The following is a 25,684-nucleotide window of genomic DNA, read 5'->3' as shown; positions in this document are numbered from 1 at the left end:
TCACTGCATTCGATATGATCTTCTTGCTGATCATGAGCCCTGTTTTTTAGCTAAATTATCATCAGCTATTGATTCGATAAGTACCTTCATGATGCCCCCGCAGACCATCCCCTCATCTTCGGCTATCGATCCTGTCATATCAATGTCTTGAACCATATATCCACCCTGCAGAATAACGTCAAGTGCGGTTTGGGTCACCCGCGCCTCGCTGCAACCGCCGCCAATACTCCCCAAAATCCTGCCATCAGGCCAGACAATCATTTTTGCGCCCGCTTTTCTGGGTACCGAACCTTTAGTTGCAATAACCGTGACCAATGCTTTTTTATCACACCTTGCTTGGGCTAATTCTTCTATCACATCCCGGTCAAATTCTGTCCAATTAACTTGCGGCGAGTTTCTTCCTTGTCTTGGGTCCTGAAGTCTTCTAAAGCTAATAATCTGAGCAAGAATCGAAATCGCTATTTCGTCCGGAGTTACTGCCCCTATCTCCAGACCGATGGGAGCATTAATCTTAGCTAATACTTCCGGCGAGTATCCTTCCATCATTAATTGTTCTGTAATGCTTTTTACCCGCCGTCGCGAACCAATCATCCCGAGATATTTCCATTGATTCTTCAATGCACTTCGTAAACAATCCATATCATGCCGGTGTCCTCTTGTTACAATCACTATATAAGCGTAGGCATTCAGTTTAAGTAAATCAAAACACTTTGCAAAGCTTTCACAAATTACTTTTCCCGCAGTTGGAAATCTTTTTGAATTCGCAAAAGATAAGCGATCATCGACTACGATTACTAAAAATCCTAAACGGGCAGCAAATTCGGTTAATGGTTTCGCTATATGCCCGCCGCCTAAAACAATAAGCTGCGGTTGGGGAAAAAAAGGTTCAACAATTATAACGTCCGACTCCTGATTCTCAATTATCTTGATCTCGCCGGTTGCTAACGATTGGTTTATTCCTTCATAAACATTTTTCGCCAACTGCCCTCCGAAACCAGGGGCGGTTATATCTGCTTCAGTATAATAATGCTTTTCAGAAAAGAACCGTCTACCTCCGTCGTTTTTCATACAGGCAACCAGAACTATTTTTTCCCCACTGTTCAATTTCTGAAGCACACTTTGATAGATATTCATCAAGTAATCCCCTTTCGGCTCCCAACCAATGCTGCATACAATAAACCTAACCTTTAAGCAGCTTGTTTATATACCGGAGTGAATAGTTTCTGGCCCGTTTTTGAATAATGCCGTCCTAATCTTAGCCATAATTAAATAGCTCATTAAAATTAACATTTAATTTACTTTCAATATTTTTCTGGATATTTATTGCTGTCTCCAGGCGCCTTATTATCGATTTCCGGGCTATTGCATTATTCGTGCAATAAGCCATTCTATCGGTCATGCGTGCTGTTAGGGAAACAATTTTGTCTTCCCGCACCATTTTATCAGCCAAATAAACAACTGCATGTTCATTGATTGTATCACGATATATTGCCGGCAAATCCATATGGGTGGCAATAACCTCTGCCACTTCTGGATAGTCTAATGACGCAATGATTTGTTGACCTTTCTGAGGATGGTATTTTTCACCTTTGGCGATATCATGCAACAGGGCACTAGCCATCACTAAACCCAAATGAATATAAAAGCCCCGGCTGTTCAAATATTCGGAAATAATGCCGGCGACCCGGGCAACTTCCCGGGTATGACGGAGAACTTGGTTGGAAACATTATATGTTTGCAAGATCTTTTCACATTCGCTGCGACAGGGATAATGGGCCAGCGAGGCGGGCAATATTTTACGGTAATCGTCCTCCGAATCTAAATCAAGCATAATCCCGGCATCATCGACAGGTAACTCCACATTCTTCTGCGTTCTTCCCAGTATTTCTCGCAATCCGTCTTGCGGTTCACTTTCTAAAATATCAGGCCGCAGCGTGGATGAGATTAGCGGCGGATGGCCTTTTTTTTCATTAAAGACCGGATAAATAACATCATATGGACTACCTCTAAAAACCTCGATCATTTTCTGAATAGTATCACAGGTTACGAAGGGATAATCTGCCGGTAACACAAAAAATGCCTCGGTTTCCGGTGTTAGACTCAGGACTCCTGCCTGAACCGAAGAATACATTCCCCGGTCATAATTCCGATTCACAATGGCTTTCGTATGCCAACGCTCTAGGACATTTTTTAATAAATCAGCCTTGTAACCGATAACAACCCTGACATCGTCAATTCCCGCTTTATAAAAATTTAATATCGAATTTTCAAGGACCAGCGAAGAAGCTAGCGGCAAAAGCGGCTTATATAAACCCATTCTTGAAGAATATCCGGCTGCCAGAATTATCGCCGCAATCTTTCCCATTTTTCACTCTCCCAGCTTGTTGATCAGCTATACCTAAAAGGCTTTGAACCATTTAACAGATTAAGCATGTATGCTCCGGATATTATTTATCCTCCAGGGACATTTCAACTTCCGCTACTTTGCCCTTAACCAATTCTTCCGACAAAAAAACCTGACCACAGACCGGACATCTTGGTAACTCGGTATTAAATGTAAAGCCCAGATAATTAAACGAGGCTTTGCGTGGTTCGAGCGCAACATTACATTTAAGACAAACCAGTGCCGGCTTGGTTTTCGTTGGCGTCATGGAACATTCTCCTCAATCGTAAGTCTGTGGCTATAGATACTTTCCAACCTAAACCCGTCACCTTCCGGCCGGTAAACAACCCAATAAGTAATTACCCCGTTGGCCAAATGTCCAATTAATTGTCCAGTAGCCGTATCCTGAATTTTATTGCCAGTCGATTCACAATACTGAACCGTTCGCTGAGCATCTTCGGCAATAATCAAATTTCTATCCATCTTGGCAAACAGTTCGGGGGAAATATAGACCTTGATCTTGCTATAATCATTAGTTGCCGGCGCCATATCCATCCCTCCTGTCAGCCTAAGCAGCTGTTTTTTTAGTTTAATTCGATTCTCGCGGCGTTGCGTAAGGGTTGGCGGTTTTCTGGCGGCGCGGGCATCAATATCGTTATTGAACAGTATATCGAGTAAATGAACCGCCATCTTTTTCGCATTGGCAAATGTGTCGCGGCAATTCGTGCAGTAAGTAACATAAGTATAAGGAGTAGCATTGACCCTATGATTCACAATTTTATCGAAAAGACCCGGATTTACAGCCTGAATCTGGCCGCCATAACCGCAACACTGAGACCGCTCGCCGCTATAGGCAAGCTCCCTTAATTCATAGCCGGAATTTCTCAATATCGTTCTTACACTGTTCCGTGTCTCAGAATCGTAACGGCTGGCGCAGGAATCAAAAACAGTAACAATTTTTTCTTCGCCTGTCTTTTGGTTTTCCGGCAACCCCTTTACCGCAATAAGCTTCCATAAAGAAGCAACCGCAATCTCAGGAAGATGTTGTTCAAACATTTTCTTACAGGTTGGGCAGGCCAGGATCACCAGCGGTCTCCCCATACTTAGCCATATGTTTTTTATTTCGGCAATTACCGCTAAATGTTCTTTTTCCCTTCCCGCCCAATCGGCCGGAGCGCCACAGCAGCCAACCATAATTGAAACTCCGCCATTGAGGTGCTTTACCAAATAATGATAAGCAGCAGTTACATACTCTGGATCAGATGCCCCCAGCTGACAGCCGGGGAAGAACAGATAGCGGCTGCTTCCCGGTGAATAAGAAAAAAATGCATCCTCCGAGTTAGAAAACTCCATGTCTTTCAGCCAAAAATCGTGAAAAGCCGGCGGAAGTTTTCCTTCCTTATGCAAAGCTCGGCGACTGGCTAAAAATATGGCCTCTAGATCAAGGCTTTCCGGGCATACTTCTTTACACAAGCCACAAATATTGCAGGAATTTATCTGACGGGAAGCAACCCTTGTCGTTATCGCCGTCACTACATTTAAAGAAGCAATAACATCTTCAATAATTTTCGGAGGCTGCTTCTTATAGAAGGCTATTAGCTCACAGGCCGCCATACAGCTTGTACATTCACAGCCCAAGCACCTTTTTGCCTCCGTCACCGCTTCCGCAGCGGTATACCCTTCCTGGTTCGCCGGCTTTACACTGGGTTCGTGTTCCACTGCGGCTGTATCGATGGTTAGCCGGGATGGGAAGCATTCATACCTGCCGGAATCTCTGCTCATTGTCCCCACTTTAAGGTAGGCTTCGATGGCCCTCGCTACCCGCATACCTTCCCGCATGGGGATAAGCACAGTACATTCCTCGCGTCCTGCCGCAGCACTGCTCATAAATACGCCATTGTGCGCAGTAGCAAGCGATAACGGATCAAAAGCTCCAGCAAGGCCGAATGTATTTCCGTTCCTCCCGGTAGCAATATACATTGCGTCAAACTCAATCTCTGCAAGTGTCTGAATCCGAGTGTTCAAATGGAAATTAATATCATTATTGCGAGCAATGCGACTAAACTCTGCTGCCAGTACCTGGCTTGGAACCGGGCTTTCCTGGCTCCACAACCATCCTCCCACATAATCCCTTACTTCATATACATGTACTTTGTAACCTTTTGAAGCAAGTTTAACGGCACAGCTCATTCCTCCCAGACCGCCGCCAATTATGGCAACGCGCTGCTTTTTAGGCGGAATATAAAAAGCAGGAACATCTTTGTCGTTAGAATAATCACAGCACGCCTTTTCGAGCATTCGCACGGCAATCGGTTCATCAATATTCTTTCTTATGCAGGCGTTGCGGCACGGCTCATCACACAATCTGCTAACAATATTCGGAAATAATACTTGCATACTATAGTGATTATATGCTCCCCTAAAATTGCCGCTGACAAGTTTGTCAATCATGCCTCTAACATCCACTCCAAGTGGACATTGATTGCTGCAAAAAACCGGTTCATTACGGGTACACTGGCTCTTCAATTTATTAAATTCCGTTATTTCCATACCATTCCCTCAGAGGCTTTATTTACTATATACAACGTACTTACCCGCTACCAATCGCTTGCAAAAGTAAAAATTATTTTTCCGGTGCAAACGGATGAGCTTTAATATAGTCAATCTTCTCATGCAATTCAGATCCGAGAAAATATTTTTTCTGTTTAATTTCTTCACCACGCGCCTTCGCTGCAAGTGCCGTTTTAACTTTCTCCGACCGGGCCGGAAGCTCATATATTCTTACCCCGCAGGCATTATAAATCGCGTTAATAACGGCTACGTGCGGCGATGATTGAAAGAGCTCGGCGCAGCCGGCTGACCCGTGCGGACCGGTAGGCCTAGGGCTAATCACATATTCTACTGAAAGATCGTCAGGTACGTTCTCAATAAATGGGAACCCGCCGCCAATAAGATTTTTATGCTTCTTTAAATCATCAAAGTCCTCTGACAAAGCCATGCCGATACCGTGCATCATTCCTCCCAAGGCCTGGCCGTCAACAGATATTTTATTGCCGATAACACCAACGTCGGCGATACATTTCATGCTCAGTACTTTGGTCTTGCCGGTGGCAACTTCAACCTCTACCTCTGCCAGAAATACGCCAAAAGTATATTCAGCGGTTGGATTGCCCTGACCATTGTTCGGATCAAGATCGGTTGTCAAGCCGGTGGTATCAGCTACGCCGGTATATTTCGTAGGGATTCCTGCAGCAACCATTTCGTCATAGGTACGATAACTTCCGTCAGGCTTACGCATCGCCTTCATCAGTTGCTCGGCGGCATTAATCGTCGCATTGCCGGCCATATAGTGAGAGCGGCTGCCGGCAGACGGGCCGCAAATTGGTGCAACCGCGGTATCATTCATGCACAAATTAATCTGATCCGGCCGTAAGCCAAGCGGCCGCAGGGCTTCATGAGTATGAATCAGCGTACCGGCATCCGCACCCTGTCCCTGGTCTTGCCAAGTGTTATAGTGGGTTACCGTACCGTCCGGGTTTAACTCAAGATAAATTTCTGCATGATCATTGGGTCCGCTGGTGACATTATACTCGCCGCAGGCAATGCCAACGCCGCGTTTTCTTTCAGGCGTAGCTTCTCGTTCCGCCCTGGCCAGAGCTTCCCGATAATAAGGGCGGAGTTTGTCCAGTATTTTGGTCATTGGGTATACGGAAAATTTGTTGCCGTTGAGACTTTCATCACCTTCACGATATACATTGATATATCTGAATTCCAAGGGATCCATACCGATCTTTTCCGCCATCATATCCATTAATTGTTCAGAACACGTATAACACTGCGGCGCTCCAAACCCTCTATATGCTGTCGAAACCGCATGATTGGAAATAACCGTTTTGGAAAGGCCGATCGCATTGGGAATTTTATAAGGTGCCCCCATAAACCGAAGTCCTTTCTGCACCAGCACATCGGCCGCCTCGGTATAGGCTCCTTCATCATAAGCAATTTCATATTCCAGCGCCGTTATCTTGCCATTTTTATCGCAGGCCAGCTTAGCGTTCGAGAATGAAGGTGCTCGTTTACCCGTAATATATTGGTGTTCCTCATAGCTTAACGTAATTGTCACCGGCTTGCCGGTGGCCAGGGTTGCCACTGCGGCTATTGCGGGCATATAGGGCGACAACGCATAGCCGAAACTGGCTCCTGTCGGATTTTCGATTACTCTCATCTTGTCGGCAGGGTAGCCAATGCCTGGCGCCAGCGTAAAAATATTCAGTTGCAGAAACAGACTCTTGCAGTGGATGGTAAGGATACCGTCATCATCTACATAGGCTTGGTCGGTATCAGGCTCGAGAACTAAATGCGGCTGACGCTGGGAGTAAAAGCTTCCTTCCACTACATAAGCGGATTCTTTTATAACATCACGTGTATCCTGCCCCTTGATTACCGGTGCTTCAATATAGATGTTGGGGTAGTCTTTATTAATCTGTGATGCATCCAGCATCATTGTCTCCAGGATATTCAAATATTCCGGCAAGCGCTCGCATTCAAACTTCACCTTTTTTGCCGCTGCCCGCGCTTCTTCGCGAGTTCTGGCAGCTACAATAGCAATAACGTCGCCGCAATGATAAATCATATTTTCAACCAGTATCGGTCGATCAAAACCATCGGCTTTGGACAAGACATTAGTACAAGGCCACATAATCCGGTTATTTCCTTTAACGTCCTTATGCGTGATGACTTTTTCAACTCCCGGCATTTTCTCTGCTTCCGAAGTATCGATAGACAATAGCCGCGCATGTGAAACTCCTGGCAAAACAACCGCCAAATGCAGGGCTTGCGGCATCTTCATGCCGATGTCGTCGCCGTAGTCGCAGGTACCGGTTACCTTTGCCAAAGCGGCAGGCCGCGGATAACCAGTGCCGTATATTTTACCGTCAGCCGGTATTTTATAGTTAAGATCTTCCATGGTGAGTTCACCGCGCAATACTTTTGCGGCAGCCATAACCGCATCGACCAGGGGACTATAGCCCGTACAGCGGCAGGCGTTGCGGTTCTTCCGGAACCATTCCCGAACTTCCTGACGAGTAGGATTCAAGTTTTTATCCAATAACGCTTTGGCAGAAACGATAAACCCGGGCGAACAAAAACCGCACTGTACGCCACCATAGACAATCCAGGCCAATTGCAAGGGATGCAAATTCGTTGGAGTGCCTATTCCCTCGATAGTTGTAACACGGCTGCCATCTTTAATTGTTTTCATTTTTTTCACGCAGGAACGAACAACTTCACCGTCGAGGATAACCGAACAAATGCCACACTGGCCAGCCTTACAGCCCACCTTAGTTCCGGTAAGGCCCAACCGCCGCACCACATCGGCTAACATATCTGTCTCGGGATCGCAAACGATCATCCGGTCGGCCCCATTAATGTTCAGTATCATTTTTTTTGCTGTCATTGTTACTCTCTCCTTGAAACTTTATTATTTCAACACGCACAAAACAATTGTTGCCAAACCTGCAAAATATTTCACTGCATATTCACACTAATATTTAAGACTGCATATTGGCCACATAGTTTCTTGGTGTTATTTTATATGCAAATGATATGCCAATTTGTCGACCGGCAACTTGCCATCAGTTTTGACTTCCGTATTTACCAGCGACAACAGCAGTTAGACAAGTAATTTTTTGAAAATCACCGGGCAACGCAACATGAACAGATCAAACCTATCCATGTCCGCTAAAATGTATCTTTTTTGAGCAACGTATCATTTTTGAACAATTATTCTCTGCTGCCTTTTTTGAAACTCTTGCTTTCCAGACTAAACAAAGACTAAGTTGAATCCGCTTTTTGCATATCACATATCAAGTATTCGTTTTTGCCAGGAAATCACGTTGATCGCGTTTAATCAGCGCCGTTTGCCAAAGCGCAAGCCAGCTGGCCAACCCGCTTGAGACCGGCACGAAACTGATCGTCGCACAACTGGCCGAAATTAAGTCGCAGGCAATTAAGAAAGCCGGAGCCGGCGGTGAACATGGCTCCCGGCGTGATCAAAATGTTTTCCGCGGCTGCGGCTATGAAAAGCTTGCTTGCGCTGACTGTTTCCGGCAAGGCCAGCCACAGGTATTGGCCGCCCTGAGGTGGAGTAACCTTGGTTGCGGCAGGAAAATGCCGCTTAACCTCGTCAACCACTATTTCCCTGTTTTGCCGGTAGCATTGCCGCAGCTTATTCAGCTGTGACTTTATGCCGCCTTCTTTTAAGTAAATAGCTGTGGCCATTTGAGTTATGACCGGCTGGGAATAACTTGTGAGTGCATAGGCCCGTCGAATATCGTCGGCGTATTTGCCGCCGGCCACCCAACCCACACGATAGCCGGGCGCAAATAATTTCGAATAACTGCTAATGTAAATGACCTCGTCCGGGGCCATGCTTTTCAGCGGTTTGGGCCGTTTCAGGCCAAAATACAGTTCTCCCAGCACATCATCCTCAATGATTGGTATGTGGTATCTGGCACACAAGGCAAGCAAACGGGCCTTGTTCTCAGCCGGCATCAAACTGCCGGTGGGCTGGGAAAAATTTGATGACAAAATCAAACAAGCCGGGCAAACTCCGTTAGTCACATATGCGGCCAGAGCGTCAACATCCAGGCCGGTTTCAACAGAAGACGGTATTTCCAGCGGATTAACATACAAGTATTTAAGCGCGTTAAAAAATCCGACATACCCAGGCGATTCTACGGCAACATATTCACCGGGCATTACCAACGCCCGCAAAGCCGATAGAATAGCCTGAGTGGCACCGTTGGTAATGGTGATCTCATCCTGAGCCACCATGCATTCGGCATTCATCATAAACCGGGCCGTCATTTTGATTAGCGAGGCCTCGCTTTTGCCCATGCTGTAGCTGTTGACCTTCTTCGGCCAGCGACGGGCACAACGAGCCAGGTACTGACTGAGTTTGGCATTAGGAAAATAATCACTGCCCGGCAGGGTCGAACCCACCCATGTCAGATCGTCGTTAACGCCACACTGAACATAACGTTCAATGATGTCGGCCATGGTGAATAGCGCCGTACGTTTGACGGGTGGTGCTTGTTTGCCGGTCGCTTGTCCGCGCGGGACAGCGGCGACAAAATAGCCGCTGCGTGGCCGGCTTTCAATAATGTGCAGATTTTCCAGCCGAACATAGGCCTCGTACACCGAAATCGTACTGACACCACTTTGTTTGGCGATCGACCGGATGGACGGCAACCGGTCCCCGGCGGCAAGCAGGCCGAGCGCGATATATTCATTAATCCGCCGCATGACTTGCTCATATTTTTTCATTGGCTTCACCTTTCCGGCACAATTCTTAATGATCAAACCCGGTGGATCTGTTATGAATACTTTATCTAAGTCTGTTCATTTTTTTTAAATGTAAATTGTGCTAAGATTTTCACAAATCTTTAATTGAGTTGTCTGCCTGACATTTGGCCGCGCACTAACCTGCAGGCTAAACTTGTGACCTGACAACCCGCTGTAAAAGGAGAGGATATTATGATTACCCCCATAACGCCAAGAGCCGGCCGGCTAAGAAAAAGGTACATGGATACCGTTCCGGAAATTGATGCCGAACGGGCGTTACTTGTCACCGCATCCTATCAGGAAACCGCGGGCGAGCCGTTTGTCATTCGCCGGGCCAAAATGCTGAAAAAATTAGTTTCCGAAATGACCCTGCGGATTGAGGAAGATGAGATCATTGTCGGCAATATGGCCAAAAACTATCGTGGCTGCGCTTTATTTCCGGAAACAGACCTGACGTTCTTTTTCAATGAGCTGCGGGACGGCTCGTTTGATAAAAGAGATACCGCCAGCGAAAAATTCCTGATTTCCGAGGAAACCAAACAGCAAGCGCTGAGTGTTGAAAACTACTGGAAAGGCCGGCGGCTCAACGACGCCGTAAAAGGCGCGATGCCCGACGAGGTCAAAGATATCATGGCCGGCGGCGTATTGACATTCTTTTATCCCGACATGGTCTACGGTACAGTCGGCCATCATTGCGGCAACTTCGCCAAGGTGATCAACCAGGGATTTAAAGCAATCCGTGCCGACGCGCAAGCGCGAATGGATGCTATTGCCGGCAATATTGAGGGCGAATACGCAACCAAGTATTTATTCTGGAAAGCAGTTACCATCATTTGCGACGCCGCCAAAATCTACGCCAACCGTTACGCGGCCCTGGCCCGTGAGAAAGCTGAAATGGAGAAAAACCCCAAGCAGCGTGAACTCTTTCTGCAGATCGCCGCTGTTTGCGAATGGGTTCCGGAAAATCCGGCCCGTACATTCCGCGAAGCAGTTCAGGCCACCTGGTTCTATCAACTGCTTATCCAATTAGATGTAAATGGTCCGGGAGTTTCGATGGGCCGCTTCGACCAATACACCTATCCGCTGTATGCCAAGCAAGCTAAAGAAGGAACCATCACCTGGGACGAGGCTTTAGAAATCGTCGAAGCAATGTGGATCAAAATCTCCGAGGTCTGCAAGCTGAAAAATATCGGTTACTCCCGCAATGCCGGCGGTTATTCAATGGGTATGCACATGGTTGCCGGCGGTCAAACCAAAGACGGCCGCGATGCTACCAACGAAGTAACCTATATGATGCTGCGGGCCACACGCGACCTTAGCGTCCACGAGCCGCCGATGGATGTACGTATCTGGAACGGCACTCCCGACAAACTGTGGCGGGAAGCCATCGAAACCACCAAAAAGGTTGGAGGAATTCCCACCTTCCAGAATGATAATGTCATTATCCCGCAGATGCTGGCCCGCGGCTTTTCCATCGAGGAAGCCCGCGACTACCTGATTATTGGCTGTGTCGAGCCGGGCGGCTCGGGCAACGACTTCTCCTGCAGCGGTGGCACCGGCACCGGCTCGTTCATCAATTTGCCGCAATGCCTGGTACTGGCTATGAACAACGGCGTTAACCCCAAGACCGGTGTCCAAGCCGGGCCGCCGACCGGTTATTTCAAAGATTTCGAGACTTTTGCCGCTCTACAGGCCGCTTATGAAAAACAAGTTAAATATTTTGTTGACTGGTATGTAACCATCTGCAATCTGTGGGAGGTAGCCGCCCGCACCATCCTGCCGCTGCCTGTGTTATCAGCAACCATTGACGGCTGTGTGGAAAGCGGCGCCGACGTAATGTTCGGTGGTGCCAGGCATAACGGTATAGGTCTTGCCGGCGTGGGTATCGCCAACATCGCCGATGGCTTCGCCGCTGTCAAAAAACTGGTATATGATGAAAAAGTCTATACCCGCGAGGAATTTTTAGCCGGTATGCTTGCCAACTGGGAAAATAACGAGCCAATGCGCCAAAACATTATCAACAACGCCCCCAAATACGGCAATGACGATGATTATGTCGATGAACTGGCTCGCTGGTGCCTGAGTGTGTATACCAATTACACCAATTCCAAGAAAGGTGTGCGTTGCAACTTTCTGGCCGGCCTGTTCCCGGTTTCGGCCCACATCGGCATGGGTGCCAATACCTACGCCACTCCTGACGGCAGGAAAAAGGGTCTCCCGCTTTCCGACGGCATTTCACCAAGTCAGGGGCTAGACAAAAACGGTCCGGCCTCAATTCTTAAATCAACCTCCCGCATCGACCAAATGAGCGCACTCAACGGCACACTGCTAAATATGAAATTTCATCCATCTTCCCTGCAAGGCGAGAACGGCATCCAAAAGCTCAAACAACTGGTTCAGACTTACTTTGATATGGGCGGGATGCATATTCAATACAATGTCGTTACCTCGGACACTTTGCGCGCCGCTCAGAAAAACCCCGAGGAGTACAAAGACCTGGTGATTCGGATTGCCGGGTTCAGCGCCTACTTCGTCCAGTTGTACAAAGAACTGCAAGACGACCTAATCCGTCGAACCGACCTCGAAGCATAAAATGTACCCGACAATTCAACCCTTCCGGAGGAACAGACTATGAAAACCATCATCGGAAAAATTTATGATATTCAGGGATTTTCGGTCCACGACGGTCCGGGCATCCGCACAACGGTCTTTTTCAAAGGTTGTCCGCTTCGCTGTATGTGGTGTCACAGCCCGGAATCGCAAAAATTCACCGCCCAATTGAGTTGGCTGGATATCCGTTGCGTCGGGGTCGAGGATTGCGGACTGTGCATCAAAGCCTGTCCCCGCGGGGCAATCATCCCGGGAAAGAAGATTTATTCCCAAACTGAAGAAAAAGACATTCAACAAATTGAGATAAACAGGGCCGGCTGCGATGATTGCGGCCTTTGCGCCGGGCGTTGCCCGGCCCAGGCCCTGTACCTGGCCGGAAAAGATTATACCGTAACCGAAGTGCTGCGGCGAGTGCTAAAAGACCGTCCGTACTACGAGAAATCCAGCGGCGGCGTAACAATCTCCGGCGGCGAACCGCTGTCCCAATTTTCCTTCCTGCTGGCACTTGTCACAGCGTTAAAGGCCGAACACTTACACGTTTGCCTGGACACTTCGGGGTATGCGTCCTGGGATAATTACGCCAAGATATTGCCGTTCGTAGACCTGGTCCTGTTCGATGTCAAACATACTGACAGCGACAAAGCGTTGGAGTATACCGGGGTACCGAACGAATTTATACTGGATAACCTGCGGCGAATGGCCGCAATCGGCACCGCGTTACAAATAAGAATCCCTGTCATACCCGGTTTCAACTCAGACATGAACAATTTGCATCAAACCGCCGAATTGTGCGCCAGTCTTGGTCCGGCAGTAAAAACAGTACAGTTATTGCCGTATCATAAACTGGGTCTGGCCAAATACCAACGGCTTCAGATCGATTATCCGATGCCGGCAGCCGTAGCTCCGCCGCCTGATAAATTCATGATCAAGTGCCGGGACATGTTCGCCAATCACGGCCTGCACACCGTCATCCATTAACCCGACTGCCGCCTCCGTTTGCTAAAACATGTGCCGCTTTAGCTCAGAAGTACTGATCATCGTTGCCACAAGCAACAACATTTAACATAATTAACCAACCCGCTGATATCCTATGCAAAATCCGGGCCAAACGGCCCGGATTTATGGATAATCCGAGGATATTTTTTATAGTTTTGTGTTTATTTATATGCACCGCCACCGGAATACTCCGGATGCATTACTATGGAAAAATGAAAAACAGGGCGATTTACCTTTTTGATACTAAGTGGCATATGCCGCATGCCGGCAGGCACAAAAATCATTGATGTACGGGTAAGGAAGTGTCTCTCGCCGTTGATAGTAACTTCGATTTCAGCGCCAAGCTCATAGGGATCATTGGGGTTACTGCCAAAAAAGCCAATTAGTTCGTCATAATCATGGACATGTTCCTCGAAAACAGGATCTTGGGCAGGAACAGCAAAATACCACGCGGTATTCATCTGAAAGGCACCTTCAACAACATTAGAATCCATCCAGAGTACACGCTTAGCAAACTTCTTATACATTGCTTGAAAATCGACTGAGCCAAGGTTGGGATCATGCAAATTTTGTATAATAAATTTTCCATACTTGCCATCACAATTCACAACCATATTGATAATCCCCTTTTAATCATACATACTAGCAGTTTTTGCCTCTTGGGGTTTGCTAAAAGCTATTACCAGTATAAGTACCACGGCGGCAATTAATAAGGTTGGCGCCGCTACTGTCCAAGCAGCCAGTACACCTTTCAGACCAATTATCTTGGTAATAAAACTTAGGGTGATAGGAGACAGAAACTGTCCAACACCCAGCAGGGCAACAAAATAGGACAAAGCACGCGTCGCAGCGGATTTGTGAGCACTGCCGATTACCAGCAAGGTAATTGCCGGATTATAGATTCCAAATCCCAGGCCAAAAATAGCTCCTGCCACTAAAAACATTGTATAGGTATTCACGTTAAGCAATATAAGGAAAGACAGTCCAACCAGGCCGACAGCAAGCGCTATCGTAAAGCGTCTTAACAGCAAGGATATCTTTCCAAACAACAAACCGGCGACAAACGCGGCAGCAGTAAAAGCGGTCAGTACCATTCCTGCTTGAACGGCATTTCCGATTTTGCTTTCAGCCATGACGATGGCCATATTGGTCATAAAAGAGAACTGCAGCACATTGTAGAGCAAGTTAAGTATGCAGATATACCAAGTTGATGCCGTTAACAGTTTTTGGGAAGTACCGTCAGCCGGTTTCGGTGCCGCCTTTTTTTCCGGCTCAGGCAGTTTGCATACGATCATTAAGAAAATTGGAATGATCAAAAGGAAACTAAAAAATGTATGCCGCCAGGAAATGATGGTTAAATACGCACCTACCATTTGGAAAACGACACCGGCAACTGCGCCCACGGCGCTTTTAAGTCCCATCAGACTATCCCGTTCCTGTCCTTCAAACAAATCGGCTATTAACGAAGAGGCAAGCGGAAATACCATTCCATAGCCAATACCAAAGATAGCCCGACAAATCAGAATAAAAGTCATATCACCAAAGAATGCCGGAATTATACCGCCAAGAAACTGTATTGTCATCGCCATATATAATATCGTCTTTTTTTTCATAAAACGTTCAAGCTGGCCGGTAAGCAATGACCCGACAATCATCATTAATGACGGCAATGAAGCAATTTGTTTTATTGTGTCAGGACTAACGTCGGGAAAAGCCTTGGCAATTGCCCCCAGTGCAGGGGTTGTAGAGGCTGAAGTAAATAATAACAGCGCGACTGATAATACTGCCATCTTAGTTACAAGACCGTATTTTTGTTCACTCATTTTCCCATCAATTCTCCTGTCCGATTATCAATTTTTTAACTCGTTTATTTACCGGTTGCAGCGGAAACCATCGCCTTAACATTTTCCAGTTTAGCATTGAGCGGGACACAGCAACCGGCACCCATAATAAATCCGCTTGGGGCAAATTCAGCTACCAGCCGCTTACTGTAGCTATATACGTCGTCCGGCGTACCCAATGTTAAAAGTGCTGCGGATACGTCACCCATTATGCACATATGTCTACCCAAGATTTCTTTTGCTTTAAAAATATCAGTCGAACTGTCGGGAGCAAAAATACATTTACCTTTTGGCAATTCCAGGAAATAATCCAAAAAGCGATCCCAGCACATGTCCATGTGGAGATGAACAACAACGCCTTCCGCCACCATAACCTCAGTCATTTTTTTTATGTGCGGCCACACAAACCGATCAAAGTTTTTCTTAGTCAAAAAGTCGCCTGCTCCACGCCCCACTGCTAAAATGGCAGAAAAGGGATGATCGGCTGCCCGTACCTGTTGTTGGAAGTTTGCTATTTTATCTACCATTGCAGCTTCCAAAGCTGCCTCTACTTTATCAGGTATCTTATGTAAGTCTCTCATGAACTTGCCCATCGAACGTCCGCCGCAAATAGCGCCAAAAGCCGGTCCGGCAAAAATAGATGACAATTGCACCAGGCCGGCAGCTGCAAACTCTTTTTCCGCTTGTTCCTTGACTTTCCCAAAAGACTGCAATTCTGCGAGCGCATTCCCTAATTTTCTTTTGCAGAAGTCTGTGAAAAAATAATTCCACCCTTTATCAATAATTGTGTCGTAATCTTCCTCTGTCATCTCGCCGCGCTCATCAATCTGCCATTGCATATCGCGCGGCAGTTCCTGTCCGGGAAGTTTGACATGCGCAAGAAAAGGGACTCCCGCAATAGTTGGATATTCTACAATATCCGCACTGTCAATATCGCCTAGTGCCAGCAGTCCTTTAAGAGCTAGCTTTTGTCCATCTGCAATATTGGTGACCAGGTCGGCCATCACTCCGCCGGCCTGTCTAACGGCAAACGCTCCCGCATGCATGTAGATAGGCGTTCTATCAGGTTTTTGCATTGCTACCGCAGTTTTAAGTCTGGTTAAATGCTCATTGTACAACTCTTGCCCTGTTTTCATTTGACTCTTTCTCTCCTTTTCTATGGTTTATGGTTTCTAGTAATAGAATAATCCCAAACATTAAAGACGTAAAATTCAAAAAACTGTTTGCAATAATACTAAAAATAGATGGTTGCAAATTAAAATTTTACATTTATAATAATAATTATATAATTCCAAAAAGTACAAATTTCAGCAAAATAAGGGGGCAACTGACATGGATATCTCTTTTTTGCGCGCTTTTATCACTACCGCCCATCGATTGAACTTTACCGAAGCGGCCAAACAGCTTTTTATTGCCCAATCCGTATTAAGCCGGCAAATCTCCGTTTTGGAAAAAGAATTGGGCGTGCAATTATTCATTCGCAGCAATCGGACGGTTCGCTTAACACCGGCCGGCCTTGTTTTATTGCAGGAAGTTGAGCCACTTATGGACAAACTCAATGACGTCTTTGCCAAATCACGTACAGCTAACACTGGTTTTCAAAAAGTCTTAAGACTTGGATGTTTTGGAGTCGAATATTCCATTTTACCGGTAATTATAAAAAAATTTTCGGCGCTGTATCCAAATATTCGACTGGATTTTCGCATTTTTCCGATCGCGGAGATGGAGAATGCACTAAAACATGATGAGTTTGACATCGGATTTACCGGATTTTTCGGCAACGAGTTCAACTCTAATTTTATGCACCTTGTGGTAAGCCGGCACCGGGTTGGATTCCTGCTGCCGCCCAATCATCCTTATACCGACCGCCAATGCCTTAATATTGCGGATATGAAACAGGAAAGTTTTATTCTAATTGACAAAAACAGATATCCCCAAGCAAGCGAATGGTTTTATAAACACTGTGAAAAGGCCGATTTTATACCAAAGGTTGCTTGCAAATCCGCTACTTTTGATACTATGCTCTGGCAAGTTAAAGCCGGATTGGGTGTTGCCATTATCGGCGGAGATCCTGTCTTGTTGCGGATGATAAGACCCGGTATTCATTTTATTTTTATGTCCGGCAAAGACGCTTACGGAAACATAGCAATTATTTGGAACAAAAACAATCCTCACCCGGCAATTCCCTTATTTATTAAAGAAATTGATGCTGTTAAGCTTCCGTCCCCGTCAAACCTGCTTCCTGTAAGTTGATCCAATAAAAAAACAGTCAAACAAGCTTTTCGAAAGCCTGTTTGACTGTTTTTTGCTTGTCCTTATTTTTTGTAAAACTTATAGTTTTTCTGCCGCCGCATTCCGGCCGGCAAGATACCCAAAAGTTAAACAACGGCCATGACTAAGGCCAGGAACAATGACAGGATAATCATTCGCGTAGAAATCGCCGCCAACATTGCCGGCAGCGTATAGCCCGGGAATGATTTTTCCTTCCGTATCAAGTACTTGCAAATTTATATTTGTCCTAAGTCCACCGAGAGTAACCAGGAGTACAGTTGGAATTTTACCGGCATAAAAAGGTGGTTTTTCTACCGTTGTCAGGCATTCACGTTGTTTGCCGTAGTCAAGATCTTCTCCTTTTTTCGCCATAATATTATATCTTTCTACAGTGCTTTTAAATGCATCGACAGGAATTTCTAATTTTTGCGCCAATTCTTCGATCGTATTAGCCGTAAATGCCCGCCCATCTTCAAGGCATTCCTGAAGCTCCTTGCGCATACCATCTGTAACGCTTGTTCTGCGGGCAAAACCGGCACCCATTTTTCCTACTTCCTCTGCATATTTAGCATCGAATATATACCAGGCTTTATTCCCCGGCTGCAGTTGAATCGAGTTGCACAGCTGCGGAACAGAAACATCTTCGTTTTCATAGCGTTCACCTAACGCATTAATACGCAAAAACGGATTAGATGACAGCGGCGCGCCGCCAAGATTGTGAATCATAGGGGCGTGGGGGGCATCCTCTTGCATGGCCGCACCAATCCACAACCCCATTTTGTGACCGTCGCCCGTGTTTACAGGAGGGGTATACACATTGGTATCAACATCTAATCCTTTAGGGCAATATTTTTTCATCATCTCTTCGTCATGACCATAATCGCCTGTACAAAGAATTACCGCTTTTTTCGCAATAAATTTAGTATACTTTCCCGCACTGCCGGCAATTACACCGGTAACCCGTCCCTTACCTTCACGAATCAACTGCGCTGCCGGCATAGAATAACGAATATTTCCGCCTTTACTTTTCACATGTTTTTCCATCAGCCCGACCAGATTGGCTTGTTTGGGGCCGTTAAATGTATGCCCGGTAACATATTCTCTGTAACCGTTGGGTCTCTTGACATTCTCAAACCATAATTTAATCTGCATATCTTCCGCTTCAGCCATATCAATGAGATGATCCATCACTTCGCCGCTTTTGTCAGCCCAAAGTCTGATTAACTTACCATTAACTTTGTTGCTGGCGTAGCTCACCAATTCGTTAACAACTTGCGCTTTATCGATTTCAATTCCTTCTCTTTTCTGCACTTTAGTGCCAATAGCGCCATTCCAGCCACCGCGGGCGTTAAAAGTAGTATGTTTTTCAATGAGAATGGTATTAACGCCGGCCTCTACCGCCGATAAGGCAGCCGCCATTCCGGCTGTCCCCGCTCCTATAATCACTACGTCAGCCGTAACCGTTTCCTTGATATCTTTATCGGCGATAGGAGGAGGAGCCACCTCAAAACTGGCTTTTCCCGAAGTTTCTGCTTTGGCGGGTGCCTGTGATGTAGCCGGTTTACCACACCCGGCTAATATCCCTCCGGCAGCTACTCCCATAGCGGCAATAGCGCTGCCTTTGAAAAAATCTCTCCGTGAGATTTTTCTTTGGGGTTTGCCTTCAGAATTCATGAGAATTCCTCCAATCTTTTACACTTGTTTGTACATCAGCTCGCCTAACATAACGCATTGAGACGTGCAGACGGATACTATTTTCAATAATTTACAGCCTATTTGGTTTCCATTGAGTTCTTGTCCACTGTCGCAGCCTGAATCGTGGTTACTTCTTTTTCGGTTGGCTCGTTGTTTACAGCCCGGCGCAATTCACCCAGTCCTTTGCCCAGCGATTTGCCTACTTCGGGTAATTTTCCCGGTCCAAAAACAATTAAAGCGATCACTAGGATCATAGCCAATTCCGGTATGCTAAAATTTAACATTGCTTCACATCCTTGTCGTTTTATTTGAAATGCCAATACTATTGTCCAATATGTTCCGTCTTTGTTTTATTGCTGCCCAGCCAGTGCCCAGGGTAATAAGGACAGTACCCAGCCAAACTAAACATAAGCATAACGGAAACTATCGCTAAAAATAAATAAACGCTGGCCAAACTGATCATCCCGAAAGCTAAGCAGCAAAACAGCCTACCTTTTTTTTCATTACCAGACATGGATCTTTCTTTACGCTGATTGGAATGTTTCAGACAGGCTAGCAAATAGAAAATCGCGGCAGCCCCTGTAGTTAAAAAAGCCAAAACAATTGCTACATATCCCAACATTAATCTCACGCTTCCTTGCTAGCGGAAACTACCGCCTACTTACCTTTTTTCCAGCTGCCATCCAGATTTTTCATCCAAGCGGCTGAGTGACACTGTGCACACTGCACTGTCGACTGCCGATGCATGCTATGGCAGGTATAACATTCTTGTTCGCCATTGTGCGAATCATGTGGGTTATATTTATCCGAACTTGTTTTAGCCTTTACTTTTTCATAATCATGGCACTTCAAGCACATTTCCTTGGGAAACTTTTGCTGCTGCATCGGCTCTTCAAAGTCGCCGGTTACATATTTGAACCCTTCTTCGGCTTGCTGGCTAAAAGAAGGCTCATGACAATCATGACAGTTCACCTTGGCATCGGCATGTTTCTTCGCCAAAAGATTGCTATTGCTCCATGAATCATAATACGGTTGCATATTGTGGCAATTCGCACAAAATGCCGGATTACCGCTAGCCACTTCCATTGCTGCATAGCCGCCCCCGCCAACAACCACAACCAATACTAGCAATATAAGCAATATCTTTTTTTGTAAAAATCTTTCACGAAAACCTTTCTTTTTCAAAGACTCTGATTCCATAGACTACGCTCACCTCTATATTCCTGGCAAGCCCTGCTTGACCAACTCGCTTTTGTGTTGTCAGGCAGGGCCTTCCTTTCGTTTGTTGATGTAACTTAAACTTTATCAGCCGCAGCATTCAAACCGGCAAGGCGTCCAAAGGTAATACAGCGGCCATGGCTGTGTCCGGGAAATAATGTTGGATAGTCGTTGCCGAAGAAATCACCGGCCGTGTTTCCGGCCGCATACAGCCCCGGAATAGCATTATCCTCTTGATCCAATACCTGCATTTTGTTATTAATACTTAAACCGCCGACAATTGTCAGCAACGCGCTCTTAAACTGACCGGCATAGAACGGCGGCTTATCAATAGGGAACAACAGTTCCGAACGTTTGCCAAAATCAACATCTTCCTTGTTCTTTGCCAATTCATTATACCTTGCTACCGTGGCTTTCAATTTGTCGGCAGGCACTTGCATTTTTTGCGCCAACTCATCTAATGTGTCTGCCTTAACTACCAGTCCGGCGTCAAGATGCCTTTTAAGCAGTCTTTCTTCCGATTCCCGGCTCCAAGGGTGCCCCCATGTCCTCGCTACTTGATCCCAGAACATGCCGCCGCCGATTTCCACCGTTTTCGGCAGTTCATCTAAGAACCGGTCGTCATATACCGCCCAAGCCACCCGGTCGGGCTGCTCCATCTTGGCCATGCACACTGCCTGCGGGGTCGCGTCCTCGTTGGAGTACCGCTCCCCATTTTTATTTACATGCAGGAAACAATAACTCCAAGCTCCGGCTTGTGTATGGATCATAGCGGCATGCGGCTCATCTTTTTGCATCGCCGCGCCGGCCCACAACCCCAGCTTATGCCCGTCCCCGGTGTTAGCACCAACCGGAGTATATATTTTGGCTTCCACTTTATTGGCGAGCGGACAGTATCGATCTACCATCTCCTGATCGGCCGCATAGTCGCCGCAACAGAGTATGACTCCGCTTTTAGCCTCAAATTTTGTATAGCCTGCCGCATTTTTACCGATGACTGCCGTCACTCTGCCCTTATCGGGCCGAACTAATTGCGCCGCCTGGGTTTGATATTGAAAGTTAACGCCTTTTTCCTTGGCGTGTTTCTCTAACACGGCAAGCACATCATGATTATTGTCATATTTGGCGAAACTTGGCCCCAAAACCGTATGAGTTATTCCGGGATATTCATAATAGTCCGGCCCTTTATAGGCGGCAGCCCACAGTGTTGTCTCATACCCTTCGGCCTCGGTCATAGCCGTAAGCCAGTTCATTGCCTCGCCGCTCTTATTGGCCCACAGCCAATGCAGTTCTTGTTTCACTCTACTGCCTGACCACTTAATGATATCTCTGATTCCCTGTTTCTTGTTAATTGTCACACCATATTTTTCCTGGGTCTTGGTGCCGATAGCCGCAATGTGCATGCCACGGGCTGAAAATGTCTCGCGCTTTTCTAACACAACAACCTTGGCGCCTGTTTCCGCCGCCGATAAAGCGGCACACAACCCTGACATCCCGGCCCCGACCACAACGACATCCGCAGATATGGTCTTCTTAATATCCTTGTCCGCAATTGGTGCGGGCGGCACTTCAAAGCCGGCTTTCCCCCCCGCTTTTGTTTCTTTCGCCGGATCCTCCGTTTTTTTGGACTTTCCACAGCCGGCTAACAATCCGCCGGCGGCAACTCCCACTGCGGCTAGCGCGCTTCCTTTAAAAAAATCTCTACGCGAGATTGTCTTTGAATTTTTTTCTTTAGAGTGCATATCGGCAACTCCTTTCACATATGATGATTCAATAATCTTAACCTTTTTCTGCTGCTACGGTTTTGCCGGCGAGATAGCCCCAGGTGAAACAACGTCCAAGATTCCAGCCGGGAAAATGCGTGGTATAAATGTTAGCAAAAAAATCTCCGGAAACAGTTCCGACTGCATAAAGACCGGGAACCGGCTTGGCGTCCTTATCCAAAACCTGCAGCTTCGTGTTGACACTAAGTCCGCCTACGGTAACAAGCGTTACTGTACGTAACTGTCCGCCATAGAAAGGCGGTTTTTCAATTGGAAATAAAAGATCAGCGCTTTTGTGGTAGTCCTCGTCATTGCCAGCCTTCGCAAATTTGTTGTAGCGGGCAATAGTTTCCTTGAGAGCATCAACGGGAAGCTGCAATTTTTCCGCAAGTTCCTCAATCGTATCTGCTTTAAAGAGCCGTTCGGCCTTTATTAAGTTCTCCCAGCCTTTCAGCGCCTCGTCCGGTTCCCACTTCTCTCCCACTACCCGGTGGGGATAGTCCCATTCTGTGCCGCTGTGGGTGGAAATAGTGGAGGCCAGTTGCTCAATGAAGTTGGCGTCCCAAATCGTATAAGCCAAACGGTCAGGCTGCTGCAGGATTGTCACGGCCGAGTGTGTATGCGGAAGATCTTCGTTGGCAAATCGTTTGGCAAACTTGTTTACATGAAGATTGAAATAGGGCGCCGGTCCGGCTGCGGTAAATATCATCGCGGCGTGCGGTTCAGCTTTTTGCATTGCCCCGCCGGCCCACAGCCCCATCTTATGGCCGTCGCCGGAACTCATACCACCCGGAGTAACCGCCGAGACCACATGCGCCTGCGCACCGAGCGGGCAATAGCGGGCCATCATTTCCTTATCACTGGCATAATCACCGGTTGCTAAAATTACACCCTTATTGCCGACAAATTTGATATACGAACCATCCTTACTCTTGGCGACTGTTCCGATAACCCGCCCGTTACCGTCTTTTATCAATTGTTCGGCACGGGTATTATAGTAAAACTCCACACCCTTCTTCTTAGCTTCGGCTTCAAAAGCGGCGACAATATCAATTTCCGTAGTTCCCCGGCCTGATGCATTGGGGCCATAGAACTCATGTGTACCTGGATACTCTCCCGAAATTGGGTCCTTAGACCAGCCGGCATAAAGGACAGGTTTCAAACCGGCCGCCAGCGCCTTATCCGTAACCCAGTCCATAGCCTCACCACTTTTGTTCGCAAAGAGCCACCATAGATCTTCATTAACATTGTGTGAATGTAGCTGTAACATTCTTTTGTAGGCAGCCGCAACATCAAATGTAAGACCAGCCTCTTTCATCATTCGGGTATTAATGGCGAAATTATGCTCACCGCGAGCGCTTAGTTTCTCAGTCTTTGCAATCACAACGACTTTAGCACCCGCTTCGACCGCCGAAACGGCAGCACTCATTCCGGACGGACCTGCACCGATTATTACAACATCAACTGTTACCGTTTGCTTAATATCACTTTCCGGAATCGGCGGCGGCGGCACCTCAAAACTATACTTAGGTGAACCCTGGGGAACTTGACCGTTCGTCTTCGCTCCAGCTGTCGTTTGTTTGCCACAACCGGCTAATAATCCGGCAGAGGCAACTCCAATAACGCCTAGCGCACTGCCTTTAAAAAAGTCTCTCCGGGAGATTCTTCTCCTGGACTTATCCTTAAGAGTCATTAAATCTCCTCCCACACCCCGACATTGAAAATAGATAAGCAAATTTATTAGCCTTCAAGTACGTTTTTACCAGCCAGATAGCCCCAGGTTAACGCACGGCCATGACTGTTGCCATCAATAATCGTCGGGTAGTCTACTCCGTATAGCCCTCCGGAAACATTTCCCACTGCGTACAGGCCGGGAATTGGGTTCTGCTTGGCATCAAGAACCCGCAGCTTAGTGTCAACATTCAGCCCTGCAGTAACTACCAGTAAGGCACCACCAAATTTATTGGCATAAAATGGCGGTTTTTCAATTGTAGTTAAAAGCTCCGGCCGCTTGCCAAAGTCAGTGTCTTCCTTAGTTTTGGCCAACTCGTTGTAGCGAGCGACCGTCGCCTTAAATACATCTGCCGGAACACCAATTTTACCGGCAAGTTCATCAAGAGTATCCGCTTTCCAGGCTTTCTTTCCTTCTTCAAGGTAACCCTGAAGAAATTTTTGATCCATGTCAGGTTTCCACTCTTCACCATGGATATGTCCCATCCAATCCCAGAACATACCGCCGCCAATCGGCAGGCTTGCCTTAACTTCTTCCGGCCATTTTGCATCATAAATACTAAAAGCCCAAGGTCCCTCTGGTTGCCGCATAGTTTCAAGCGATTTTGCCTGAACCCAGGTATCCTCATTCATAAAACGTTTGCCCTGTTGATTGACAAAAAGGAAAAAATAACTTAAAAACGAAAAAGCCTGCGGATGAATCGCTGTCGCGAATGGCGCATCCTCCATGGCACCGCCGGCCCACATCCCCATCTTATGTCCATCCCCTGTGTTCATACCAACAGGTATATATTGAGATTCATTGGCTTTAAGCGCCAGCGGTGCATAGGCTTCACACATTTCCTGATTACCGCCGATATCTCCTGTTGCCAGGATAACGCCTTTAGCAGCATTAAAACGTTTATAACCGTCACTAGCCTTAGCAACAACGCCAACCACCCGGTCACCTTCCTTGACAAGCTGTTCTCCGGGTGTTTTAAAGTAAAATGTTACCCCCAGTTTAACGGCCTCATTATAAAGAACTAAGCTAACATCCGCTCCCGGATTTCCTTTTTTCGCCATTGGACCGCCACGAAACAAATGAGTGCCGGGATACTCAGTATAGTTAGGACCTTTATAATAACCGGTAAATAATACAGGGGTAAGTTGTGCTGCTTCGGCTTTAGGAAGAAACCAGTCCATCGCTCCCCCGCTATTGTTGACAAAGAGCCATACGAGTTCCTCCTTGGCCCGGTTACCGGTGCGTGCTACCCAGTCCCGGACCAGCAGCTTTTTGTCATTGACCAGGCCGGCCTTTTTCATTTCTCGTGATTCTGCTACGCCAAAGTGACCGCCGCGACCAGTCCATGTAGTATTTTTTTCAAGCACGGCAACCTTTGCGCCATTCTCGGCAGCCCGCAGTGCCGCAGACAAACCAGCCAGACCAGAGCCGACAACAACAACATCTGCCTGAATGGTCTCCTTGATTTGGGAGGCTGGAATTGGCGCAGGCGGTGTCTCCCAACTATATTTTCTTAATTTTTCTGCTTGTGTTTGAGCAGCTTCCTGTTTTGGCTTGCCGCAGCCGACTAACAAACCGCCGGCAGCGATGCCTGCCACCGTAAGTGCACTCCCTTTAAAAAAATCCCGTCGTGAAATTCCTTTGAATGTTTTCTTGTCAGAACTCATCATTTTAGCTCCTTCATTAGCACGTTGTTACACACGCAGACTTTACAAAATATTCTATTAGTTATGATAGAACGAATTATTAGGAGTGTAAAATTCAAATATTACCTTACTGATATACGGAAATTAGATTATTTGTATTTTTTTTACAAATATCTTCATTCTCA

Annotated in this window: 19 protein-coding genes; 3 read left to right on the top strand and 16 right to left on the bottom strand. The window is 46.7% G+C overall.

Annotated features, from left to right (window positions below; all coding sequences use genetic code 11):
* Positions 1 to 30: 30 nt before the first annotated feature.
* From BLR65_RS30920 to BLR65_RS12725, 6 genes are all read right to left on the bottom strand, one after another.
* Positions 31 to 1,134 (bottom strand): XdhC/CoxI family protein, encoded by a 1,104-nt coding sequence (locus tag BLR65_RS30920; RefSeq protein WP_093794571.1) that lies wholly within the window; start codon positions 1,132 to 1,134, stop codon positions 31 to 33.
* Positions 1,135 to 1,255: 121 nt separating this feature from the next.
* Positions 1,256 to 2,365, bottom strand: coding sequence for a DVU_1551 family NTP transferase (locus BLR65_RS12745; RefSeq protein WP_093794570.1), 1,110 nt, complete (start codon positions 2,363 to 2,365; stop codon positions 1,256 to 1,258).
* Between the two features lie 82 nt (positions 2,366 to 2,447).
* Positions 2,448 to 2,651, bottom strand: coding sequence for a DVU_1557 family redox protein (locus BLR65_RS12740; RefSeq protein ID WP_093794569.1), 204 nt, complete (start codon positions 2,649 to 2,651; stop codon positions 2,448 to 2,450).
* Positions 2,648 to 4,933: a pyridine nucleotide-disulfide oxidoreductase/dicluster-binding protein gene (locus BLR65_RS12735; RefSeq protein WP_093794568.1), complete on the bottom strand. Its 2,286-nt coding sequence runs from the start codon at positions 4,931 to 4,933 to the stop codon at positions 2,648 to 2,650. Before BLR65_RS12735 ends, BLR65_RS12740 begins: the two co-directional genes overlap by 4 nt.
* Before the next feature lie 73 nt (positions 4,934 to 5,006).
* Positions 5,007 to 7,838, bottom strand: a complete 2,832-nt coding sequence (locus BLR65_RS12730; RefSeq protein ID WP_093794567.1) for a molybdopterin-dependent aldehyde oxidoreductase — start codon at positions 7,836 to 7,838, stop codon at positions 5,007 to 5,009.
* A 449-nt stretch (positions 7,839 to 8,287) separates the two neighbouring features.
* Entirely contained in the window at positions 8,288 to 9,709 is a 1,422-nt protein-coding gene (locus tag BLR65_RS12725; protein ID WP_093794566.1) for an aminotransferase-like domain-containing protein, read from the bottom strand.
* A 210-nt stretch (positions 9,710 to 9,919) separates the two neighbouring features.
* Between BLR65_RS12725 and BLR65_RS12720 the strand changes: the two genes are divergently transcribed.
* Both BLR65_RS12720 and BLR65_RS12715 read left to right on the top strand, forming a co-directional pair.
* The gene (locus BLR65_RS12720) at positions 9,920 to 12,319 is read left to right on the top strand and encodes a glycyl radical protein (protein ID WP_093794565.1); all 2,400 of its coding nucleotides are present in this window, start codon (positions 9,920 to 9,922) and stop codon (positions 12,317 to 12,319) included.
* 39 nt (positions 12,320 to 12,358) lie between these two features.
* Positions 12,359 to 13,315 carry a glycyl-radical enzyme activating protein gene (locus BLR65_RS12715; protein WP_093794564.1) on the top strand — a complete coding sequence of 319 codons (957 nt, stop codon included), beginning with the start codon at positions 12,359 to 12,361 and terminating at the stop codon, positions 13,313 to 13,315.
* 179 nt (positions 13,316 to 13,494) lie between these two features.
* Here BLR65_RS12715 and BLR65_RS12710 read toward each other — a convergent pair whose 3' ends face one another.
* The 3 genes from BLR65_RS12710 to BLR65_RS12700 are packed head-to-tail and all read right to left on the bottom strand — an operon-like array spanning position 13,495 to position 16,310.
* Positions 13,495 to 13,947, bottom strand: a complete 453-nt coding sequence (locus BLR65_RS12710; RefSeq protein WP_093794563.1) for a cupin domain-containing protein — start codon at positions 13,945 to 13,947, stop codon at positions 13,495 to 13,497.
* Between the two features lie 15 nt (positions 13,948 to 13,962).
* Positions 13,963 to 15,156, bottom strand: a complete 1,194-nt coding sequence (locus tag BLR65_RS12705) for an MFS transporter (RefSeq protein ID WP_093794562.1) — start codon at positions 15,154 to 15,156, stop codon at positions 13,963 to 13,965.
* A 44-nt stretch (positions 15,157 to 15,200) separates the two neighbouring features.
* A complete protein-coding gene (locus BLR65_RS12700; RefSeq protein WP_093794561.1) occupies positions 15,201 to 16,310 on the bottom strand; it encodes a uroporphyrinogen decarboxylase family protein in 1,110 nt (369 codons plus the stop codon).
* 196 nt (positions 16,311 to 16,506) lie between these two features.
* Here BLR65_RS12700 and BLR65_RS12695 point away from each other — a divergent pair, with 196 nt between their 5' ends.
* Positions 16,507 to 17,427, top strand: a complete 921-nt coding sequence (locus tag BLR65_RS12695; protein ID WP_093794560.1) for a LysR family transcriptional regulator — start codon at positions 16,507 to 16,509, stop codon at positions 17,425 to 17,427.
* A gap of 78 nt (positions 17,428 to 17,505) precedes the next feature.
* Here BLR65_RS12695 and BLR65_RS12690 read toward each other — a convergent pair whose 3' ends face one another.
* The 7 genes from BLR65_RS12690 to BLR65_RS12660 all read right to left on the bottom strand — a co-directional run bounded on the left by BLR65_RS12690 (position 17,506) and on the right by BLR65_RS12660 (position 25,523).
* Positions 17,506 to 19,119 (bottom strand): FAD-dependent oxidoreductase, encoded by a 1,614-nt coding sequence (locus tag BLR65_RS12690; RefSeq protein WP_093794559.1) that lies wholly within the window; start codon positions 19,117 to 19,119, stop codon positions 17,506 to 17,508.
* Between the two features lie 98 nt (positions 19,120 to 19,217).
* Positions 19,218 to 19,424: a Sec-independent protein translocase subunit TatA/TatB gene (locus BLR65_RS12685; protein WP_093794558.1), complete on the bottom strand. Its 207-nt coding sequence runs from the start codon at positions 19,422 to 19,424 to the stop codon at positions 19,218 to 19,220.
* A 38-nt stretch (positions 19,425 to 19,462) separates the two neighbouring features.
* Positions 19,463 to 19,771, bottom strand: coding sequence for a hypothetical protein (locus BLR65_RS12680; RefSeq protein ID WP_143122569.1), 309 nt, complete (start codon positions 19,769 to 19,771; stop codon positions 19,463 to 19,465).
* A gap of 26 nt (positions 19,772 to 19,797) precedes the next feature.
* A complete protein-coding gene (locus tag BLR65_RS12675; RefSeq protein WP_093794556.1) occupies positions 19,798 to 20,340 on the bottom strand; it encodes a cytochrome c3 family protein in 543 nt (180 codons plus the stop codon).
* Positions 20,341 to 20,435: 95 nt separating this feature from the next.
* Positions 20,436 to 22,100: an FAD-dependent oxidoreductase gene (locus tag BLR65_RS12670; protein WP_093794555.1), complete on the bottom strand. Its 1,665-nt coding sequence runs from the start codon at positions 22,098 to 22,100 to the stop codon at positions 20,436 to 20,438.
* Positions 22,101 to 22,137: 37 nt separating this feature from the next.
* Positions 22,138 to 23,814: an FAD-dependent oxidoreductase gene (locus tag BLR65_RS12665; RefSeq protein ID WP_093794554.1), complete on the bottom strand. Its 1,677-nt coding sequence runs from the start codon at positions 23,812 to 23,814 to the stop codon at positions 22,138 to 22,140.
* A gap of 47 nt (positions 23,815 to 23,861) precedes the next feature.
* The gene (locus tag BLR65_RS12660; RefSeq protein ID WP_211285115.1) at positions 23,862 to 25,523 is read right to left on the bottom strand and encodes an FAD-dependent oxidoreductase; all 1,662 of its coding nucleotides are present in this window, start codon (positions 25,521 to 25,523) and stop codon (positions 23,862 to 23,864) included.
* Positions 25,524 to 25,684 lie beyond the last annotated feature (161 nt).

The organism is Sporomusa acidovorans, assembly GCF_900101845.1.
In the GTDB taxonomy this organism is placed as follows: Bacteria; Bacillota; Negativicutes; order Sporomusales; family Sporomusaceae; genus Sporomusa; species Sporomusa acidovorans.
The sequence above is the reverse complement of the archived record's forward strand: the minus strand, read 5'-3'. Positions and strand labels throughout refer to the sequence as shown.

What these genes read in the sequence shown, in the direction of transcription:
- BLR65_RS30920 (WP_093794571.1), bottom strand. Translation starts at nt 1,134, where the DNA reads ATGAATATCTATCAAAGTGTGCTTCAGAAATTGAACAGTGGGGAAAAA.
- BLR65_RS12745 (WP_093794570.1), bottom strand. Translation starts at nt 2,365, where the DNA reads ATGGGAAAGATTGCGGCGATAATTCTGGCAGCCGGATATTCTTCAAGA.
- BLR65_RS12740 (WP_093794569.1), bottom strand. Translation starts at nt 2,651, where the DNA reads ATGACGCCAACGAAAACCAAGCCGGCACTGGTTTGTCTTAAATGTAAT.
- BLR65_RS12735 (WP_093794568.1), bottom strand. Translation starts at nt 4,933, where the DNA reads ATGGAAATAACGGAATTTAATAAATTGAAGAGCCAGTGTACCCGTAAT.
- BLR65_RS12730 (WP_093794567.1), bottom strand. Translation starts at nt 7,838, where the DNA reads ATGACAGCAAAAAAAATGATACTGAACATTAATGGGGCCGACCGGATG.
- BLR65_RS12725 (WP_093794566.1), bottom strand. Translation starts at nt 9,709, where the DNA reads ATGAAAAAATATGAGCAAGTCATGCGGCGGATTAATGAATATATCGCG.
- BLR65_RS12720 (WP_093794565.1), top strand. Translation starts at nt 9,920, where the DNA reads ATGATTACCCCCATAACGCCAAGAGCCGGCCGGCTAAGAAAAAGGTAC.
- BLR65_RS12715 (WP_093794564.1), top strand. Translation starts at nt 12,359, where the DNA reads ATGAAAACCATCATCGGAAAAATTTATGATATTCAGGGATTTTCGGTC.
- BLR65_RS12710 (WP_093794563.1), bottom strand. Translation starts at nt 13,947, where the DNA reads ATGGTTGTGAATTGTGATGGCAAGTATGGAAAATTTATTATACAAAAT.
- BLR65_RS12705 (WP_093794562.1), bottom strand. Translation starts at nt 15,156, where the DNA reads ATGAGTGAACAAAAATACGGTCTTGTAACTAAGATGGCAGTATTATCA.
- BLR65_RS12700 (WP_093794561.1), bottom strand. Translation starts at nt 16,310, where the DNA reads ATGAAAACAGGGCAAGAGTTGTACAATGAGCATTTAACCAGACTTAAA.
- BLR65_RS12695 (WP_093794560.1), top strand. Translation starts at nt 16,507, where the DNA reads ATGGATATCTCTTTTTTGCGCGCTTTTATCACTACCGCCCATCGATTG.
- BLR65_RS12690 (WP_093794559.1), bottom strand. Translation starts at nt 19,119, where the DNA reads ATGAATTCTGAAGGCAAACCCCAAAGAAAAATCTCACGGAGAGATTTT.
- BLR65_RS12685 (WP_093794558.1), bottom strand. Translation starts at nt 19,424, where the DNA reads ATGTTAAATTTTAGCATACCGGAATTGGCTATGATCCTAGTGATCGCT.
- BLR65_RS12675 (WP_093794556.1), bottom strand. Translation starts at nt 20,340, where the DNA reads ATGGAATCAGAGTCTTTGAAAAAGAAAGGTTTTCGTGAAAGATTTTTA.
- BLR65_RS12670 (WP_093794555.1), bottom strand. Translation starts at nt 22,100, where the DNA reads ATGCACTCTAAAGAAAAAAATTCAAAGACAATCTCGCGTAGAGATTTT.
- BLR65_RS12665 (WP_093794554.1), bottom strand. Translation starts at nt 23,814, where the DNA reads ATGACTCTTAAGGATAAGTCCAGGAGAAGAATCTCCCGGAGAGACTTT.
- BLR65_RS12660 (WP_211285115.1), bottom strand. Translation starts at nt 25,523, where the DNA reads ATGATGAGTTCTGACAAGAAAACATTCAAAGGAATTTCACGACGGGAT.